Source organism: Paenibacillus haidiansis, from assembly GCF_036553665.1.
In the GTDB taxonomy this organism is placed as follows: domain Bacteria; phylum Bacillota; class Bacilli; order Paenibacillales; family Paenibacillaceae; genus Fontibacillus; species Fontibacillus haidiansis.
Map to the genome: position 1 here is coordinate 326,994 of NZ_JAZHPZ010000001.1, position 17,843 is coordinate 344,836.

General features: G+C 54.9%; 17 protein-coding genes and 1 pseudogene. 7 read left to right on the forward strand and 11 right to left on the reverse strand.

Annotated elements, in window-relative coordinates; translation table 11 throughout:
* Window positions 1-12 precede the first annotated feature (12 nt).
* Entirely contained in the window at window positions 13-1,110 is a 1,098-nt protein-coding gene (locus V3851_RS01600; RefSeq protein ID WP_331845240.1) for a Gfo/Idh/MocA family protein, read from the reverse strand.
* A 158-nt stretch (window positions 1,111-1,268) separates the two neighbouring features.
* Between V3851_RS01600 and V3851_RS01605 the strand changes: the two genes are divergently transcribed.
* On the forward strand, window positions 1,269-2,090 hold the full coding sequence (locus V3851_RS01605) for an AraC family transcriptional regulator (protein ID WP_331844740.1): 822 nt from the start codon (window positions 1,269-1,271) through the stop codon (window positions 2,088-2,090).
* 103 nt (window positions 2,091-2,193) lie between these two features.
* On the opposite strand, the gene V3851_RS01610 is transcribed toward V3851_RS01605, so the two are convergent.
* A complete protein-coding gene (locus V3851_RS01610) occupies window positions 2,194-2,901 on the reverse strand; it encodes a TerC family protein (RefSeq protein ID WP_331844741.1) in 708 nt (235 codons plus the stop codon).
* A 311-nt stretch (window positions 2,902-3,212) separates the two neighbouring features.
* On the opposite strand from V3851_RS01610, the pseudogene V3851_RS01615 reads away from it, so the two are divergent.
* Window positions 3,213-3,704: pseudogene (locus V3851_RS01615) on the forward strand (TVP38/TMEM64 family protein); the annotation flags it as partial.
* 210 nt (window positions 3,705-3,914) lie between these two features.
* Entirely contained in the window at window positions 3,915-4,883 is a 969-nt protein-coding gene (gene msrB / locus V3851_RS01620; RefSeq protein WP_331845241.1) for a peptide-methionine (R)-S-oxide reductase MsrB, read from the forward strand.
* Between the two features lie 80 nt (window positions 4,884-4,963).
* Here the strand turns inward: msrB and V3851_RS01625 are convergent, their stop codons facing one another.
* The gene (locus V3851_RS01625) at window positions 4,964-5,545 is read right to left on the reverse strand and encodes a CGNR zinc finger domain-containing protein (protein ID WP_331844742.1); all 582 of its coding nucleotides are present in this window, start codon (window positions 5,543-5,545) and stop codon (window positions 4,964-4,966) included.
* A gap of 140 nt (window positions 5,546-5,685) precedes the next feature.
* Between V3851_RS01625 and V3851_RS01630 the strand changes: the two genes are divergently transcribed.
* Together V3851_RS01630 and V3851_RS01635 are read left to right on the forward strand one after the other, a co-directional pair.
* Window positions 5,686-6,183, forward strand: coding sequence for a DinB family protein (locus V3851_RS01630; protein WP_331844743.1), 498 nt, complete (start codon window positions 5,686-5,688; stop codon window positions 6,181-6,183).
* 87 nt (window positions 6,184-6,270) lie between these two features.
* Window positions 6,271-6,453: a DUF2188 domain-containing protein gene (locus V3851_RS01635; RefSeq protein WP_331844744.1), complete on the forward strand. Its 183-nt coding sequence runs from the start codon at window positions 6,271-6,273 to the stop codon at window positions 6,451-6,453.
* A gap of 38 nt (window positions 6,454-6,491) precedes the next feature.
* Here V3851_RS01635 and V3851_RS01640 read toward each other — a convergent pair whose 3' ends face one another.
* Window positions 6,492-7,148, reverse strand: coding sequence for a YitT family protein (locus V3851_RS01640; RefSeq protein ID WP_331844745.1), 657 nt, complete (start codon window positions 7,146-7,148; stop codon window positions 6,492-6,494).
* Between the two features lie 445 nt (window positions 7,149-7,593).
* On the opposite strand from V3851_RS01640, the gene hmpA reads away from it, so the two are divergent.
* Window positions 7,594-8,796 (forward strand): NO-inducible flavohemoprotein, encoded by a 1,203-nt coding sequence (gene hmpA / locus V3851_RS01645; protein ID WP_331844746.1) that lies wholly within the window; start codon window positions 7,594-7,596, stop codon window positions 8,794-8,796.
* A gap of 67 nt (window positions 8,797-8,863) precedes the next feature.
* Here hmpA and V3851_RS01650 read toward each other — a convergent pair whose 3' ends face one another.
* The 7 genes from V3851_RS01650 to V3851_RS01680 form a co-directional block, all read right to left on the reverse strand.
* Complete coding sequence (locus V3851_RS01650) at window positions 8,864-9,364, reverse strand: Crp/Fnr family transcriptional regulator (protein WP_331844747.1); 501 nt, start codon at window positions 9,362-9,364, stop codon at window positions 8,864-8,866.
* A 123-nt stretch (window positions 9,365-9,487) separates the two neighbouring features.
* Entirely contained in the window at window positions 9,488-10,405 is a 918-nt protein-coding gene (locus tag V3851_RS01655; RefSeq protein ID WP_331844748.1) for a hypothetical protein, read from the reverse strand.
* A gap of 37 nt (window positions 10,406-10,442) precedes the next feature.
* Window positions 10,443-11,807 (reverse strand): nucleotide sugar dehydrogenase, encoded by a 1,365-nt coding sequence (locus tag V3851_RS01660; RefSeq protein ID WP_331844749.1) that lies wholly within the window; start codon window positions 11,805-11,807, stop codon window positions 10,443-10,445.
* A gap of 62 nt (window positions 11,808-11,869) precedes the next feature.
* Window positions 11,870-12,676, reverse strand: a complete 807-nt coding sequence (locus tag V3851_RS01665; protein WP_331844750.1) for a response regulator transcription factor — start codon at window positions 12,674-12,676, stop codon at window positions 11,870-11,872.
* 130 nt (window positions 12,677-12,806) lie between these two features.
* Window positions 12,807-14,183: a glycosyltransferase family 2 protein gene (locus V3851_RS01670; protein ID WP_331844751.1), complete on the reverse strand. Its 1,377-nt coding sequence runs from the start codon at window positions 14,181-14,183 to the stop codon at window positions 12,807-12,809.
* A 43-nt stretch (window positions 14,184-14,226) separates the two neighbouring features.
* Window positions 14,227-15,423 (reverse strand): HEAT repeat domain-containing protein, encoded by a 1,197-nt coding sequence (locus tag V3851_RS01675; protein WP_331844752.1) that lies wholly within the window; start codon window positions 15,421-15,423, stop codon window positions 14,227-14,229.
* An 18-nt stretch (window positions 15,424-15,441) separates the two neighbouring features.
* Entirely contained in the window at window positions 15,442-17,670 is a 2,229-nt protein-coding gene (locus V3851_RS01680; protein ID WP_331845242.1) for a hypothetical protein, read from the reverse strand.
* Here V3851_RS01680 and V3851_RS01685 point away from each other — a divergent pair.
* Window positions 17,588-17,767: a hypothetical protein gene (locus tag V3851_RS01685; RefSeq protein WP_331845272.1), complete on the forward strand. Its 180-nt coding sequence runs from the start codon at window positions 17,588-17,590 to the stop codon at window positions 17,765-17,767. The two genes, V3851_RS01680 and V3851_RS01685, sit on opposite strands and share 83 nt — an antisense overlap.
* Window positions 17,768-17,843 lie beyond the last annotated feature (76 nt).

The following is a 17,843-nucleotide window of genomic DNA, read 5'->3' on the forward strand; positions in this document are numbered from 1 at the left end:
ATGGTTTGAAAATTACACAAAAACTTTGGCGGGGACCAGATAGCCCTCCGGACCAGATTGAAGCTCCGCCGAGCTGGCGAGTTCCACGCGGCGGCCCTCCAGCGAGGATGCTTCGAAAGCGTGCATCGCTTCCAGCACATGGTAGGCCAGCAGTCCGCTTGCCCGGTGATCCCGGCCTTCCGCGATCGCTTTAACCATATCCTCCAGGCCCCGGCCCCGTTCGTTGGTTTCCGAATGGAATACCGGCGGCAAGACTGTCCACTCCTCGGAGCCGTGACGGCGCAGCTTCACTTCGCCGTCAAAAAAGTTCGGATCGGGAAGGGACAGCGTTCCTTCCGTGCCGTAAATCTCGATCCATGGCAGTGCGCTGCCACCCGGAATGTCAAAGCTCACGATCATCGTGCCGACCGCTCCGGAAACGAAGTTCAGCGTGCCGCTGTAATGCGTCGCCGTGCTTACGGGGATGCTTGCTCCGGCTCTCGGACCCGCACCGATGAGCCGCTCCTTAAGCGGGCTCGCCGCCGTACCGCTGATCGCGGCGATCGGGCCGAGCAAATGCATAAGGGCCGTCAAATAATACGGGCCCATGTCAAACATCGGGCCGCCCCCCTCGGCGTAGAAAAAGTCGGGGTTCGGGTGCCAGCTCTCCGGTCCCGCGCCCATCATAAAGGCCGTGGCCGCCACCGGTCTGCCGATCAGGCCGTCTTCGATCGCCCGGCGGGCCGTTTCGATGCCCGCGCCGAGGAACGTATCGGGCGCGCAGCCTACGCGCAGCCGCTTGGCCGCCGCTAAATCCAAGGCCGCCTTCGCGTCCTGAAGCGAAACGGACAGAGGCTTTTCGACATATACATGCTTGCCATGGTATAGCGCATCCATATTGATGGAGGCATGGGATCCCGGAATCGTCAAATTCAGAATCAGTTCGATTTCCGGATGACGCAATATCTCCTCTACTGTGCATACGTTTGCAATGCGAAACTCATTTCCGCGCTCCCGAGCCTTTTCCGGGACCAGGTCGGCGAGGGCATGGACCTCCGCAACTTCGCTGTGAGCCAGGTAATTCAAGTAGGCAGGGCTGATATTGCCGCAGCCGATCATGCCGATTTTCATTTTTGGGGTCAATTCTTATCACTCCTCCCGAAGCGATGATGTTGTAAGTCGACTCTCCTACATGTTATTTCAATTTGCCTCATTGTAAAATGAATAATATGATTGGAACATGAACAATCTGGTCATTATTTTATAAAAACCACAGGAGAATGCATTGTATGGAATATCAAAACCTGCAAATATTGACAGCCGGCTATTCGCTGCACAGCAAGCCGTTCCATATATTTCAGCCCGAGGGGCTGGAGAACTATTTGATCCGGCTGCAGACCGTCGGGCGCTGCCGCACCCGGCTATCCGGACGGCTGGAACTGCTCGAGCCGGGCGATCTGCTGCTCGTCTCGCCCGAGGACCCCTACGAGCTGCGGATCGAGCCGGAGACGACGAAGGCCGGCGAGCCCGTGGTCAACAGCGGCGACTATCATATCTTCCTCGCCGGTCCCTGGGTGAAGGAATGGTGGGCGAAGCATGACCGCCCGCGCAAGCTGAAGGTTCCGCTGTCCGAGGGCATCGTCGGGACGTTCCGGCAAATTATGCTGGAGCAGCGGCGGATTTCCAATCCTTCCCCGGAAATCGCGGAATACTACTTGAAAATTTTGTGCATGGAGATCGACCGTAATTTGCTGCAGCAGCCGCTTCCGGCCTATCCGAATTACCTCGCCCACCGGATCAAAAATTTCATCGAAGAGAATGCGTCGAACCAGTTCAAGCTGGAGGATGCCGCCGCCCATGTCGGCGTCAGCGTCTCCCGCGCCGTCCATCTGTTTAAGGAAGCGTTCGACACGAGCATTATTCAATATACGCTTGAGGTCAGACTGAGCATGGCCCGCGAGCGGATCATTTTCAGCCCGCTGACGCTGGAGCATGTGGCCGAAAGCTCGGGGTTTCCCAGCTATAACTATTTTCATAAAATGTTCCGCAAGCGTTACGGCATGTCGCCCAAGCAGTTCCGGCAATCGGCGCGCAATCCGGAGAACTCCTGAACACCCCAAGCCGATAAAGACGCAAAAAAGCCGCCGATCCTTCACCTTGCGAAGGATCGGCAGCTTATTCTTGCAGTCAAGCCGAACCGCGGTTCAGCTTGACTTATGTCGGCAGATTGCCATGATTCAACGTTTGCTCCAGGCGGCGTTTTTGTTCCATTTTCTTTTTCATCTGCGTCCCGATGACAACTACGGCAATGATCGCGATAGCTTCAAAGCCGTACTTGAGCAAACCGTTCGCAAACCAGTCATGGATGAGCGGTTCCTCGACGAGCATCTTGGACGCCGTCCAGGCTAATACCGCCGCACCGATCGTAATCACGACCGGGAACCGTTCGGTCAGCTTCAGGATCATCGTGCTGCCCCATACCATGATCGGTACGGAGATGGCCAGTCCGACAATGACGAGCAGGATATCGCCATGCGCAGCCCCGGCTACCGCCAAAACATTATCCAGCCCCATCATCGCATCGGCGATAATGATGGTGCGGATCGCCGCCCACATTTGACTGCCTGCATTAATATCATGCTCCTTCTCGTCGACGAGCAGCTTGTAAGCTATGTACAGCAGCGCGAGACCGCCGACGAGCCGAAGGCCGGGAATTTGAAGCAATTGCAGAACAAGCAAAGTCATAATTACACGAACGATGATAGCGCCGACGGTCCCCCACAAAATCACTTTCTTCTGATCCGCCTTCGGCACGTTTCTGGCGGCGAGACCGATGACGATCGCGTTATCGCCAGCCAGCACCAGGTCGATCAGAACAATGGACAACAGCGCGGTCCAAAACTCCAAGCTCAACAGTTCCATGTTCTCTCCCCTTTCTATGCTCATACTGGTCTCCAGCGCAAAAAAATGCGCCATGCTCATATTGGGCTTGGCGCACTTTTGATGCATCAAAAAAGACCTTCACCCAATATTAGCACCGGGCAAAGGTCTCGCTAACAACGAACGTTGCCAATAAAGCCGGGGCGTTTAACCCGTAATGACGACTTTATTGCTTACTAGCTACTCCCCTTTGGGAACCATGCATGTTTAATTTTCAAGTAATTATAGCGTATTTTATATTTGTGGTAAAGAGAGACTTTGGTATGATGGTGAGAGGAAGGAAAGGAGTCATCATGAAAAAGTGGACAGCACTGGCGGTGTATGCCGCGGCATTTGCCGTGGCCTTTATATATAGGGACAGTCTCGTCGGCTGGATTACCGGCGATCCTCCGGTGTGGGGCCTGCTTATTTTGTCCACCGTCCTGGGCGTGTTTCCCATTGTCCCTTACCGCATTGTCATCGCCGCGGCGGGCTATGTGATGGGCGCGCTTGCCGGCGGCATCCTCACCCTGATCGGCTCCACGCTCGCGGGGGCGCTGTTTTACTGGGGCTCCGCCTACGGCTTCCGCAGCGTCGCGCAGAACTGGACCGCCCGGATCAAGCCGCTGGAGCGGATCGCCGATACGATCGACAGGAGTCCTTTTTCGGCGATCGTTCTCTGCAAGCTGACTCCGGTCGTCCCGCAAACCGCGGTCAACATTTATGCGGGGGCCTACGGCATTCCTTTTCTCACTTATCTGTCCGCGTCCGTGATCGGTAAGCTGCCGAGCGTCTTTCTGTACGCTTTTTTGGGCGCTTCCCTGCTGAGCAAGCCATGGGTGGCGTTAGGTGCGGCGAGCGTATATATGCTGTTGGTTTTGTTGATTTTATGGGTATATAGGAAGGGAAATCAAGGGAACCGGCTCCCCCGCTTTGGGTTGGGCCCAAAAAACGGTATAATGGAAACCGGAACAACCGGAGCATGGCCGGAACCACATCGAAACGGAGGGATCAGCATGAACTCATCACAGAACGACGGCCTGGAGCTCGCCACCTTTGCCGGGGGCTGCTTCTGGTGCATGGTATCGCCTTTTGAGGAGCTCCCGGGAATTCACGGGATCGTGTCCGGCTATACGGGCGGTCATACGGAAAACCCCACCTATGAACAGGTATGCGCCGGAGGAACCGGGCATTACGAAGCCGTGCAAATTAAATTTGACCCGGCCGTATTCCCTTACCGGAAGCTGCTGGAATTGTACTGGCAGCAGATCGATCCGACCGATGAGGGCGGACAATTCCATGACCGGGGCGAATCTTACCGGACGGCGATTTTTTATCATAGCGAAAGCCAGCGCGTCGAAGCCGAACAATCCAAGCAGGAGCTGGCGGAAAGCGGCCGGTTCGACAAACCGATCGCCACGCAAATTCTCCCTGCGGGCCCGTTCTACGCGGCCGAGGATTATCATCAGGATTATCATAAGAAAAACCCCGGCCATTACAAGCGTTACCGCAAAGGCTCCGGTCGGGAGGATTTCATCGAACGTCACTGGTCCGGCCCGGCGGACCCGGAAGAGCTGAAACGGCGGCTGACGCCGATCCAGTACGAGGTCACGCAAAATAGCGCCACGGAACGTCCGTTTACCGGCGAATATTGGGATCATACCGAAGAGGGCATCTATGTGGACGTCGTTTCCGGGGAAGCGCTGTTCAGCTCGCGGGACAAATACGACGCCGGCTGCGGCTGGCCGAGCTTTACGCGGCCTCTGCGGGAATACAGCATCAAGGAAAAGACCGATACGAGCCATTTCATGGTCCGCACGGAGGTGCGCAGCCGGGAAGGCAACTCCCATCTCGGGCATGTATTCGACGATGGACCGGAGCCGACGGGACTCCGCTACTGCATCAATTCCGCCGCGCTTCGTTTCGTGCCGAAGGACGAAATGGAGAAGCAAGGGTACGGCGAGTATCTCTATTTGTTCAAATAATATAAAATGATAAATGCCCCTGCCGGTGCTGAACCTCCGGCAGGGGCATTTTTTCGCGGGACGATTTTGATTTTCCCGGGTTACTTGTCCGATTCAGGATTCTCCCCGCGTTCCTTCTCCAGCTTCTTCTTCGCCCGGAATCGCCGCACCTTCATCAGGTTTCCGCAGGTTTTGTCCTCGCAGTATTTCTTGGCCCGGTTGCGGGTGTCGTCATAGAACACCCATCTGCAATCGGGATTGTCGCAGACGCGAATCCGGCCCGCTTCGCCATCGATGAGGGTGCGGATAAAGGCGGCGGCCACCTCCGCCATGACCTGCCGCCAATCCTCGCGCACGGGGACGAGGCCGAGGCGAAGCTCCCCCGCTTCCTCCGTCGCGCGCCGCTTCACTGGCCCGAGATCGAGGATGGCGTTCAGCTCCTCCAGCTCGGCGTGTGACAGCCCCCCTCCCCGGGCGCACCGCTCCGACATGTCGTGCAGGCGGTCGCGAAATTCCCGCATCGTACGGATCACTTCCGCATCAGCGGGAACGGGCGCTTCCAAATGCCACCGGTTCAGAAAATAATTCTGCCACTTTTCCTGGCCGATCCGGTCCTCGGAACGCCCGCTTCCCCGCCAGTCATGCCACTCGCTGTTTATAAAATCGCTCCAGAGCGTTTCCAAGATAAAGACCTCCGTAATTCATTTGTAACTATCTATCTACAAATTAAGTAGTTACATTTTATTTCCGCTATGCTACAATCTTATTGTAACCTTTAAATATCGACTTCACTAGTTACTAATTCCGAAAAGGAGCTGAAAGCATGGGCATTAATCCGGTCGGCTTGCTGAAAATTCAAAAGGACAATACGTGGGATCGCGAAGAATGGGTCGTTCCTCTGGCCACCGCCGTCCAAGGCGTAACAACCGAGCAGGCGGAGTGGGTTCCCCCCGGCGGAGGCAATACGATTCGCGAAACCGTCAATCATTTGAATTATTATAACAAGCGCATCCTCAACCGGTTGAAAAATAATCCCAACGCTCACAGCGTGGATACCAACGAAGCGACATTTGCCAATGGCGAGCGTCCGGCCGGAGCCGACGGCTGGGCGGCGACGCTCGCCGAGACCGAGCGCACCGCCTACGAGCTGCGCCAGGCGATCGCCGGGCTGACGGAGGAAGATCTCGCGGCGCCGTATTCCGGAGAATCCAGCGATGTTCTCCTCGGGGAAGAACTATCCCGCTGGCTGCTGCATGACGCCTATCACGCCGGGCAGATTGTGCTGATCCGCAAGCAGCAGGGCTCCTGGAGAACCATGTAAGCGCAGCATCGGCGTTGTTTCGCGGTTTTACGGCCGGATAAACCGGGGTAATAATGAGATAACATCCCTAGGAAGGAGGATCAATTTATGCCCTGGAACAGTCACGACTACCCGCCGTCCATGAAAAATCTGGAGCCTCGGGTCAGAAACAAGGCGGTGGAGATTGCGAGTGCCCTGCTGGAGGACGGTTACGAGGAAGGGCGCGCCATCGCCATCGGCACGGCCAAAGCGGAGGAGTGGGCCGAGAACCATCCGAAAGACGAGAAATAGCAAATGGCGGACAAAAAAACAGCTTAAGCCGGTCAGGCTCAAGCTGTTTTCTTTTTCATCCCGTATGCGGTATGGCGCGGCGCGATGTCTTTCCGGCCGTAATCGACCGTCCAGGTAATCATCTTGCCGGCGATCAGCACCGCCATAATGGTAAACAATGTTTCTTTAAACGGCAGGTAGAACAATGAAACCGTCAGCACCACCGCATCCATGATCATAAACACCGTACCGATCTTTATGCCGGACCACTGACTTATCATCGTCGATAAAATATCGTCCCCGCCCGTCGCTCCGCCCGTCCGCAGGACGAGACCCGCGCCAAGGCCGGTTAAGAGGCCCGACAACACCGCCGCCACCGGCAAATTTCCGCCCATGTTCATATTCAGCGGCGAGAATTGCTCGCACAATTCATAGAACGCCGAGAACGACAGCGAAGCGATCAGCGTATTCATAATAAATTTCCGGCCTTTCAAAAATAGGGCCAAAATAAAAATCGGAATATCCAGAGCAATCATCGTAAGTGCCGGAGGCAAATCGAACAAGTATTTACCCAGCAGCGAAAGTCCTACAAAGCCGCCTTCCGACAAGCCGTTCTGAAAATTGATGTGGTAATAAGTAAAAGCCAATAAAAACGAACCAAACAACATCGTCAATAACTGTCTTCCGTCAACATTCCATCCTGTCTTCTTCCTCATCCGGAATCCCTCTTATCGTAGTTTTGTTGACCTTACGGCCGCACCCTACGCTAAAGAAGGTCCTTGAGGACTTCATCCTTCGCATTATCACACGCTTCTTTCGTAGGGTTGTAGGCCGTAAACCGACGCTCCACGAAAAAAGCTAAGTGTAAGAGAGATCACAACGTTTCCAAATCGTCCTTTGGGGATTCGTCCTTCGGGGACACATGGTATCCTGATCCTTTCTGTTTTTGTCTATTCTTATTATAACACAAATCGAATAATGACTAAACAGCTTGAGACGGTAAATAATATTTTTTCATCGAAACTGTGATAAAGCTCATTGCAATTTATGATAAGTTCACATTTCAGAAATTTTTAAAGTGATCATGCTCACAAATATTAAAAATAAGGAATGCCTATACTGAATAGGTAACCGATAATTTTTAGAAAGAAGGTATCGATCGTGCTCGACGCTAAAACCATTGAAACGATCAAATCCACCGTCCCGGTGCTGGAAGTGCACGGACAAACCATTACCAAACAATTCTATCAAATGATGTTTAAAAATCACCCCGAACTGCTTAATATCTTCAATCATGCCAACCAGCGGCAAGGTAAACAACCCGCAGCCCTGGCCAACGCGGTTTATGCCGCCGCCGCCCATATCGACCGCCTGGAGGAAATCCTTCCCGTCGTTAAAGACATCGCCCAAAAACACCGCGCGCTCGGCATTATGCCGGAGCACTATCCGATCGTCGGCGAGAATCTGCTTGCCGCGATCAAGACCGTGCTCGGCGACGCCGCGACCGATGAAATCATCGACGCCTGGGCCAAAGCCTACGGCGTGATCGCCGACGTATTCATCGGCGTCGAAGCGGAGATGTACAAGGATGCCGAACAGCAAAAAGGCGGCTGGCGCGGCTGGCGCAAGTTCGTCGTCGACCGCAAAGTCAAAGAAAGCGACGTGATTACGTCCTTCTATCTGAAACCGGAAGACGGCGGCGATATCGCTTCCTACAAGCCGGGACAATACATCACGGTCCGCGTCAAACCGGAAGGCCAGGAGTTTACCCATCTGCGCCATTACAGTTTGTCGACATCCCCGGGACATGACTATTACCGTATCTCCGTGAAGCGCGAGGATGCCGTAAACGGCAACCCTGCCGGCGTCGTTTCGACCTATCTGCACGAAAAAATCAATGAGGGCGGTATCCTCGATATCAGCGCACCGGCCGGTAATTTCGTCCTGGATCAAACCAAAGAAATTCCGGTCGTTCTGCTCAGCGGCGGCGTAGGGCTGACGCCGATGGTCAGCATGCTGGAAACGCTGCTGGAGGATGGCAGCAACCGCGATATCGTATATATCCACGCCGCACGCTGCGGAAGCTACCATGCCATGAAGGAGCATATCGACAAGCTGACGCGGGAGCATCAAGGCCAGCTCCGCTCCTACCATGTGTACGAGTCCCCGGCCGAAGGCGAAAGCTGCGACAAGACCGGCTATATCGACCTGCCGTGGCTCAAGACCGTGGCCGATCCGAGCGCGGATTTCTACTTCTGCGGCCCGCTGCCGTTCATGCGGGCGATCAACCGCGCGCTGAAAGAATGGGGCGTGCCGGAAGAGCGCATCCATTTCGAATTTTTCGGACCGGCGGACAGTCTGTAAGCCAAAGTCCAAAAAACCCCCGGGAATTTCGCATCACCGAAGATGCGAAAACTCCCGGGGGTTTTTCTTATTGGTGATGCCGCAGCAAGCGGTTGACGGTTTCCCGCCGGACCCCGATCAGCTGGCCTATCTCCTCCTGGGTCAAATATTCCGTCAAAGGAATGCCGTTCGCATGCTGCCCCAGCCATTTGGTCAAGAGCGCCAGCCGCTCCGCCGGCGTCCCGACCGTCAAATGATCGAGCCGCTCCTGCATGAACCGCACTTTCTCCTGCAGCAGCCTTGCCACTTCCAGCGGCTTCTTCGGGTCCTCCTGCAGTTCGCGGTACCATTCCTGAGCCGGAATGGCTTCGACTTCGCTTCGCATCAGCGCGATGGCCGTGCCGTGCGTCTCCTTCGGCGAGATCAAGGAATGGTGCGGGACCATCTCACCGGGATACAAAATATTGAACAATACCATATTACCGTTCTCATGCAGCCGGGTCACCTTAAACAGACCGCTTTTGATATGATATAGAAATAATCCTTCGTCTCCCTGCCGGAACAGTATTTCTCCCTTGTGCAATATCATTCTACCGACTCCATTTCCCTTCTTCGCGACATAATTACCTACTATTATATCAAAAAAAGCAACCGACTACTAAAAGCAAACAACCCCGCGCTTGAAATGCGCAGGGTTGCCATATACGATTCGTTATTGCTTCAATGACCGTTCCCACTGGGAAATCTTCTCGCGCCACGGCTCATAGCTGTGAATCGCAATCCCCGCGAACGAGTCATGCCCTTTGACCTTGCGGACGAGCTTATTGATTTCTCCGGTCAGAAACGTAAACGATCTTTCATAAAAAGACACGCCGGGACCTTCCTCGCTTTCGCCGAGCTCCACGCCGATCCAAACCGGCTTTTGCTCGCGATCCCCTTCCTCCAGCGTCGTCTTCGCCGCGCTGTAAATTCTGTCCGCTTCATCGCGATAGGCCATTATGGCGACATAATCGAACGTATCGACCATCCACCGGTTCAGCGGAATTTCCCCGTCCGGCCCGGCATAGTCGATGCCGTCCAGCCAGAAAGGAACCGCGGCCCCAACTTCAAGGCCGCCCTCCTTTCCCTTTTCGATCCAATTCCCGGCATTCTCCGCCCATTGCTCAACGACGGCAGCCTGATCGTTTTTCCAGTCCTTGAGCAGATAGGGCTCCACATCGAATTGGATCCCGGTGAACCTTTCTTCCGGATCAGAGTTTTCATTGTAACTCTCCACCCATTCGAGAAAGGCGTCCGCTTCCTCCCGATGTTCGCCGAGCGCCCATTCCGGTTTCCCGTTTAAAGCATGAACCTCCATGCCCGAGGAGGAAGCCTTCCGGATGAATTCCCGGTAGCTCTCCTCCTTCACATCCCCGCCAATTTGCAGAAAAATAATTTTGACTCCCTGCTTTTTGGCAAAAGCAACGATATCTTCGCTATGCTGCTGAATCAGCTTGGTGTCCCAAAGCCAGGTCGCTTTGGCGTAGGTAGCGGAAGGGCGGACAACGAGCAGCAGAAGAACCAGCAGAATCCCTCCGCACAGGATGATGAGCCGTTTCTTGGTTTGCGGCCCCAGATTCCGGATCTTCATGTTCCGCCTCCTTTCACTATCTCCCATCCTATATAATTTATCCGACGCTCAGCGCCTCGTCCGCCTCGGCCGCATGCTGCACCGAATGGCCGATCTTATAGATATGCGGCAGCGGATAATCACGGAACGCGTTGCGCGTATCGACGATCGGCACGCCGAGATGGGCGATGGTGCCGTAGTCGAGATTGCTGTGGTTCGTTACGAGCACAATGCAATCGTAAGATTTGAATTTCTCCAGATTATACTCCACGCTGTGCACGGTTCTGCCGTGCTTGTCGCGGAAGCTCGTCGCGTACGGATCGTAGTACTCCACCTGGGCGCCGCTGTCCTTGTACAGCTCGTACACCTCCAAGGCCGGGGATTCGCGCAGATCGCTGATGTCCGGTTTGTAGGCCATGCCCAGAATCAAAATGTTTGATTTCTTGATCGATTTGGCATACTCGTTCAAGATTTTCGACGTTTTATTGACTACATAATACGGCATGTTATCATTCGTCGACTGCGCCAGCTCGATAAACTGGCTGTAGAAGCGGAAGCCTTTCGCCTTCCAGGACAAGTACATCGGGTCGAGCGGGATGCAGTGCCCGCCGATCCCCGGGCCAGGGTAGAACGGCATGAAGCCGAACGGCTTCGTTTTCGCCGCGTCGATCACTTCCCAAATGTCGATGCCCATCCGGTCGCACATCATCGCCATTTCATTGATAAAGGCGATGTTGACGCTGCGGAATGTATTTTCCAGCAGCTTGGACATCTCCGCCACTTTCGGTGAGCTTACGGGTACGACCGTCTGCACGTATTTACTGTATAACGCGTTGCCGAGAGCCAAACAAGCCTCCGTCGTTCCGCCGATGACCTTCGGCGTGTTGAAGGTATTGAATTTGACATTGGACGGGTCCACCCGTTCCGGAGAGAAGCAGAGGAAGAAATCCTCGCCGACCACATGGCCGAGCGCTTCCAGCTCGCGCTGGATCAGTTCTTCCGTCGTTCCGGGATACGTCGTGCTTTCCAACGTAATCAGGATGCCTTTTTTCATATAGCGCTTGATTTGCTCCACAACGGTCACAATATAAGAAGTATCCGGGTCCTGATTCTCGCTGAGCGGAGTCGGTACGCAGATGCTGACCGCGTCGATTTCTTGCAGAGAGGCATAGTCCGTCGTGGGCTTGAACCGTCCGGTGCCCATTACCTCGGCCAAGCTTTCGGAAGGAATATCGTGAATATAGGATTCTCCGCGCTGAATGCGCTCGATTTTACCGGCGTCGAGATCGATGCCTACGACTTTAAAGCCCTGCTTCACCATTTCGACGGCCAAGGGAAGGCCAACATATCCCAAGCCCACGACGCCAAGCACCGCGGTTTTCGATTCGATAGCATTCAGTAAAGTCTGATATTGTTTATTCACTGCTTCAACCTCCGTTTTGTCTGTATAGGTGTATTTTTATATATAGAAGCTTTAAACGCGAATTAATGAATGCAGCGGCGAATCCGGGCATCCAGCTCCACCGGCGAGAACGGCTTGGTGATGTAATCGTCCACCCCGTTTTGGAAGCAGAGGCTGATCGTCTGCTCCACCCGCTGCTCGGTCAAAATGACGATCTTCGGGGACTCGGGTACGTCAAGCTGTTGAATGTGATGGATATAAGGCAAGCCGTCGATCCCGTACAGATTGAGCTCCGTCAGCACCAGATCGGGCTGCCATGATCCGATGAGCTCCAGGGCGGTAAGTCCGTTGTCCGCGACCAATGTTTCGTATCCCTGCATCTGCAGGCGAATCTCCAGAAATTCGCGCACCGTGGCATCCCCTTCGACGATCAGAATCCGGCTGCGCGCCGTCTGCATCTCCTCCCGGGAAAAGATATGGATTTCTCCGGCGGTGAGCTGTCTTATGGAGTCCTCCATTTGCATCAGCACGTGCTGTGTAATCTCCTCCCTTTTCTCGAAGCTCGTCAGCGTCATCCGCGGATCGAAATTCTGCACGGTTTCCTGCAGCCGCTGTTTCAGCAGCAATCCTTGAAAGTGCACGGCGTCCAGGCTTTGGCCGGGCAGCAGCACGAAGAGATTCCCCGGCTCTTCCCCGTTCCAAATTTCATAAGACAGGCCCGGCTGCGAATCCAAAATGCCGCGCACTTGCGTTTCCGCATAAGCCGGCCCTCCCGCGCAGGAAATGAACAAAATTCCGTTCATTTCCGATACGGCTTCCTGCGCCGTTTGGACAATGTTCAGATACAAACTGGACTGTTCTTCCTGACTTGGCAATGTTGTATTTGGCATGATTCATCCCGCCTTTCTTAGATATGAATTGATGCAGCCATGGATTTGGCTTTTGGCTCCCTTGTTATCAACTCCCTTCCCGCTTCCATCTATGATTGCGGGAATCCCGAAATATTTATTGATTCCGGGATCAGGCCGTTTTGGCCGGGTCGCTCTTCTCCGACCAGCTTTGCCGGGTCATCGTGCCCCAGGAGTTGTTGTTGCGCATATACTGTATATGGCCCTGAATCCGCCACAGCCCGCCGAGCTGGGCATATCCGAAAAATTTGAGCGCGGAAAAAGCGATCACCTTGACCAGATCGGACAGCTTCTTGAACCGCTTAAAGGCCAGCTCTTCGAGCAGCAGCGCCCCGATACTGAGCAAAAAGCCGCTGAGGAAATTGATCAGCCAGAATGCCGCGAGGATTCGCCAATGCGTCATATCCAGCAGCGTATATCCGATCAGGGCGAGCAGCCCTGTAATTTTAAAGTAAGGATTGAGTGCCTCGAAGATGATGTTGTACGGCATCGTCAGTAAGCCCATGACTTTGTATTTCGGATTAAAGGCCATGTCGTAGTTCTCGATCATATTTTTCAGATTCCCCCGCCCCCAGCGTTTGCGCTGGTTGGACAAGATCCGGTACGTGTCGGGCGCCTGCGTCCAGCAGACCGCTTCCGGACAGAAGGCGATCCGGTATTTCAGCTTGTTCTCGAGCATGTAGCGGTGCAGCTTGATAATAATGTTCATGTCCTCGCCGGGGTACCCGCCCCGGTAGCCGCCGACCGCGATCACGTAATCCTTGCGGAACAAGCCGAAGGCGCCGGATACGATGATCAGCCCGTTGATCGAGCTCCAGCCGATCCGCCCGCCGAGGAAAGCCTTCAGGTACTCGATGGACTGGAACATCGGCCACATCTTGCGCGGCAGCGACACTTCCTTGACCGCGCCGTTCTCGATGACGCAGCCGTTGGCGATCCGCACGTCTCCGCCGATCGCGACCGTCTCCTCCGGATTTTCCATGTACATGCGGGCCATCCGGATCAGCGCGTCCTTTTCCAGCAAGGAATCGGCGTCGATCGAGGAGATCAGCGGATAATGCGACAGATTGATGCCCGCGTTCAACGAATCCGCCTTTCCCCCGTTCGGTTTATCTATTACAAACAGATGCGGATACTGAGGATTGTGGTAAACGGCACGAACGGGCTGGCAGTCGATTGCGTTCCGCATCCCCGGATTCGGCAGCGGTGTCAGCCCGAATTCCCGGATCAGCACGCCGAGCGTGTCGTCGCTTGAACCGTCGTTGATCACAATGACCTCGTAGGTCGGGTAATTCAGCGTCAGAAGGCATTTCACATTTTCAATGACCGTGACCTCTTCGTTGTAGGCCGGAACCAGCAGCGAGATCGACGGCACGAGTTCCGAACCGGACAGCGTATTAAATTTGGAGAAGGCGGCCCGGCGGTAAATGGTCAAAATATTGCGGAACGAAAATCCCATAATCGAAAAATAGATAATATTAACGGTCATTACGTAGTACGACGCAAACAGGCCGTAAATGAGCAAAATATCCCTAAGCAGTATAATCCCCTCCGACGGCTGCGACCTGGCGAACCGGCTTCGATTCCCCGGAGGAACCGAAATACCGTTCGTACAGCAGCTTTTTTTTGTTGTAAGCGATCATCTGGTCCAGCTTCTGATGCTCGCTTTCCTCCAGCATCGCTTTTTCGACATGATCGAGTGCGGTTTCCCGCTCGACCCCGGAGCCGTTCTTGGCGATTTGGCACAGCACCTCGAACCCCGCCTCGCCGAGTTTGGCCAGGCTGGCCGCGCTGTTGTTTCTTACGCGCCAGTTCGGATCTCTCAGGGCGGCGCGCAGCAGGGAAATGCTGCCGGCGGCGTGGATATTTCCGAGCGACTTGGCCACGGCGGCGCGGATCTCCCAATTCGTGTCGGCCATCAGCTCGCGGATCGTGTCATCCTCCAGCACCGGATTGGAGCTTAAATACAGCTTGACCGCTTCCGTGCGGACATCCTTCTGTTCCGCGCCGACCAGTCTGTCAAGAGCCGGAACGACCTCCGGAACCGCCTGTCCCCACATGGCGACCAGCGCGACTTTGACGAAATCCGGGTTCTCGTCATCCAGCAGCTTAAGCAGCAGCCGGCTCAAATCCAGCTTCGTCTCCATCAGGATATCGGCGGCCATATTGTGAATCGGCTTGCCGTGGCGGAGCAAATGGTTCAGCATCTCCTTGAGCTGATCCCCGCGCTCCGCGCTCTTGGCGATGGAGCGGGCGATTACGATCGTCAGCGGGCTGTATCTCTCCTTCTCCAGCATCAGCAGCATTCTTGGGACGGCTTCCGCCGCCCGCATGCCGCCGAGCCGGTACGCCGCCGAAATCCGCCGACCGTAAAGCAGGCTGTCGAGCTGTTTGATATCGCTCTCCACGAATCCCGCCCGCCGGCACAGATCCGCCAGCTTGTCGCGCGTCTCTCCCTTGAACTGCTCGATCCATTCGATCAATTTCTCCTGAACGACCTGCCGCTCCAGCTGCGTCAGCTTGCCGGGCGGCAGCGGCAATTCGCCGTCCCCGTTTAAATGGGCTTGAATAAACCGGAAATATTCCTGATGTTTCCGTGAATACACTTCCTTCTGTTTGTCCATCCGGATCGACCTGATCCTGATCCAGAACAATAGCAGCATGCCTATCCCAATCAATCCGAGGCAGCCGTAAATGAAATAGATTGCCACGGTAAGGTGCGATTCCATATACTACAGTTCCTCCTTTTACTGTGATCTGTGGTCCGGCAGGCTTGCATAAAATTCCTGCATCGCATAATAGCCCGATTTCAGATGTTCGCTATATTTCACCGTCTCCCAGGGGGACCAGGTATACTTCGGCTGGGCGGCCAAATCCAGAGTGCCGCCCTCCTCTCCGGGCCAGGATACGGCGCCGCTCCCGCGGTCGACAATCCATGGAACGAACGTGATCCCGGACGTTTTGGCCGTAGTGAAGGTCCGGTCCTTCTTCAGCGGACCGTAGTCGATGACTTGCAGCGAGCTCGGATCGGCGAAGCCGAGCAGCATCCATGGGATGCGCAGCTCTACCTCGTTCCCGCTGTATTGCCATGAAGTCAGCGAGTTGTAATCACTGCTTTCGCGGTCCGATGTCCCGCGCACCAATTTTCCGACCGTCATATCCTTAAACGGCTGGGCAAACCGGGTATCCGGCGGCGTCATCGTCAGACTCACGGCCAGCTTCCACGGCTGAAACGCTATTTTTTCCTCCTCGGTCTGCTCGTCCAGCATCCAATAGCCGTACTGCCCGTAAAGCCGGCGGTGGAAATCGTAAGTAGGCGCCACTTTGACCTCGGTCTCCTCGTCATTTCCGATCGCGATCAGATTCTCCAATCCGTCGCTCAGCGTCTTGCCGGGAAGCTCGGTCACCGGCTGGTTCCCGCCGGACAGCGTATCGGTTCCAAGATAGATCTTCCGGGCAGCCGGATCGAAAGGCTCCTCCAGCGTCAAGCCCACATAAACATAGGCTTCGTCATGAGTGACGCGCATTTGCTTCATCCCGGGGGAAGGATTGTCCCATGACATGACTTCCCCTTCAGGCAAGGCATCCCAATCGTCCAGCGTCCCGTCGATCGTAATCAGATCCTCCTTGCCCGGCGTCATCGCCAGCAGGCCGAACTGCTTCTCGTTCGTCAGAACGTTCAGCCAGTAAGAGCGGTGGTCCTCCGGAATTTCGAAGCGCATCGTGTTCCAGGTCTTCTTGAACCATTCGTCCTGCCACATGAACAGAATCGCGCCCGCGTATCCCTCGTCATAAATGTCCTTCGTCAGGGATACGTCGATTTCTCCCTGCTCGTCCTCGCTGTGCCCGCCCTGGTCGCGTCCGCCGCGGCCCAGATGGGACACGCCCACCGAGGACGGAACCCCGTATTCCGTCACCATTACCGGAATATCTTTGTAATAGGCCTTCAATTGCTTCAGGTAAGCCTTGTAGGTGTTGTAATCGCCGTTTCCGTCCGGTATCGTTTCCAGCGTTTCGTCCAGGTGGAAGAAATCCGGGTAATACGGGTATACGTGATACGCCGCAAAATAACCGGCCTCCCAATCCACCGGACCGATATGGGTCGCGTCGACGCTGGCCAAATCCTCTTCAAACAGCGGCTCGCCGGGATGCTCCAGCACATCGGTCGTCACCCAGTTCGTGAATGTGATCGGATGCTCCCATCCGTACCCCTTTTCCTGCTGCGCCGTTTTGTCGACCAATTCCGCCAGCCAGCTCTCAAAGGGGCTCGCTTCGGAAGTCGCCGCGAAATATTTGCCCTGGTAAGGCTCCGTACCGGCATGCACCTTGTTCGTGTTGTCGACCATTTCAGGGTCCCATTCGGTGCCGATATGCCAGGCCATCAAATACGGCCCCGCGTTGGCGGTGTATTTTCCTCCCGCCTGGCCTTGACCGGCATCGGTCTTCAAATCGCCGTACACCGCTTTGACCGCTTTTTCGATCTCCGCGTGGAATTGCTCTTTGATCCCCGGATTGTACGCGTCCTTCAGCTCGATCAGCTGCTCCTCCGGCGACCAGATTCCCTGGATGAAATACAGCGGATCCTCGCCCTTGTCCCGGTTATATTTAACCAGCGACTTATAGAATACCGGATTGTGCACCGTATAAATCCGAATTACGTTCGCTCCCATCTCGTCGATCTGTTTGAACCAGCGCAGGTAGTCGTCCTCGGTGATCGGGAGCTCCCCGGGGAAATGCCCCGGCACCGTGGCGCCCAAATTGACGCCTTTGACGAACATCTCGTTCCACGTTCCGTCGCCCGCGTATTCCATGAACCGGTCGCCCGAGGTCTGAAATTTGATCTCTGCGCCGTCGGAAGTCGCGAAGCTGACATGAGAGGGAGGCAGGAGCAAAATGGCCACGAATATTCCTCCGGCGATCAGAACCGCGCCGATTCCGATCCAGATCGCCATTTTTTTTCGCGCTAATGTTGTCATCGGTTCGTTAAGAGGCCATTCAAAAAAGCCTTGCGGCTTTCGAAGTTCCTCTTTTGATTTCACCTCGCTATCTTTTTGTATGCAGGCGATGGTTTAGTATGGCTTCTTCGCATCTCCACTCCGCAGATTACTCTTATCATTAACCAAGTGAACCTATCGTGTAACTAGGCTAA

Coding starts and splice junctions, on each gene's coding strand:
- V3851_RS01600 (WP_331845240.1), bottom strand. CDS start 1,110: ATGAAAATCGGCATGATCGGCTGCGGCAATATCAGCCCTGCCTACTTG.
- V3851_RS01605 (WP_331844740.1), top strand. CDS start 1,269: ATGGAATATCAAAACCTGCAAATATTGACAGCCGGCTATTCGCTGCAC.
- V3851_RS01610 (WP_331844741.1), bottom strand. CDS start 2,901: ATGGAACTGTTGAGCTTGGAGTTTTGGACCGCGCTGTTGTCCATTGTT.
- msrB (WP_331845241.1), top strand. CDS start 3,915: ATGAACTCATCACAGAACGACGGCCTGGAGCTCGCCACCTTTGCCGGG.
- V3851_RS01630 (WP_331844743.1), top strand. CDS start 5,686: ATGGGCATTAATCCGGTCGGCTTGCTGAAAATTCAAAAGGACAATACG.
- V3851_RS01635 (WP_331844744.1), top strand. CDS start 6,271: ATGCCCTGGAACAGTCACGACTACCCGCCGTCCATGAAAAATCTGGAG.
- V3851_RS01640 (WP_331844745.1), bottom strand. CDS start 7,148: ATGAGGAAGAAGACAGGATGGAATGTTGACGGAAGACAGTTATTGACG.
- V3851_RS01650 (WP_331844747.1), bottom strand. CDS start 9,364: ATGATATTGCACAAGGGAGAAATACTGTTCCGGCAGGGAGACGAAGGA.
- V3851_RS01655 (WP_331844748.1), bottom strand. CDS start 10,405: ATGAAGATCCGGAATCTGGGGCCGCAAACCAAGAAACGGCTCATCATC.
- V3851_RS01665 (WP_331844750.1), bottom strand. CDS start 12,676: ATGCCAAATACAACATTGCCAAGTCAGGAAGAACAGTCCAGTTTGTAT.
- V3851_RS01670 (WP_331844751.1), bottom strand. CDS start 14,183: ATGACCGTTAATATTATCTATTTTTCGATTATGGGATTTTCGTTCCGC.
- V3851_RS01675 (WP_331844752.1), bottom strand. CDS start 15,423: ATGGAATCGCACCTTACCGTGGCAATCTATTTCATTTACGGCTGCCTC.
- V3851_RS01685 (WP_331845272.1), top strand. CDS start 17,588: ATGGCCACGAATATTCCTCCGGCGATCAGAACCGCGCCGATTCCGATC.
- V3851_RS01680 (WP_331845242.1), bottom strand. CDS start 17,670: ATGACAACATTAGCGCGAAAAAAAATGGCGATCTGGATCGGAATCGGC.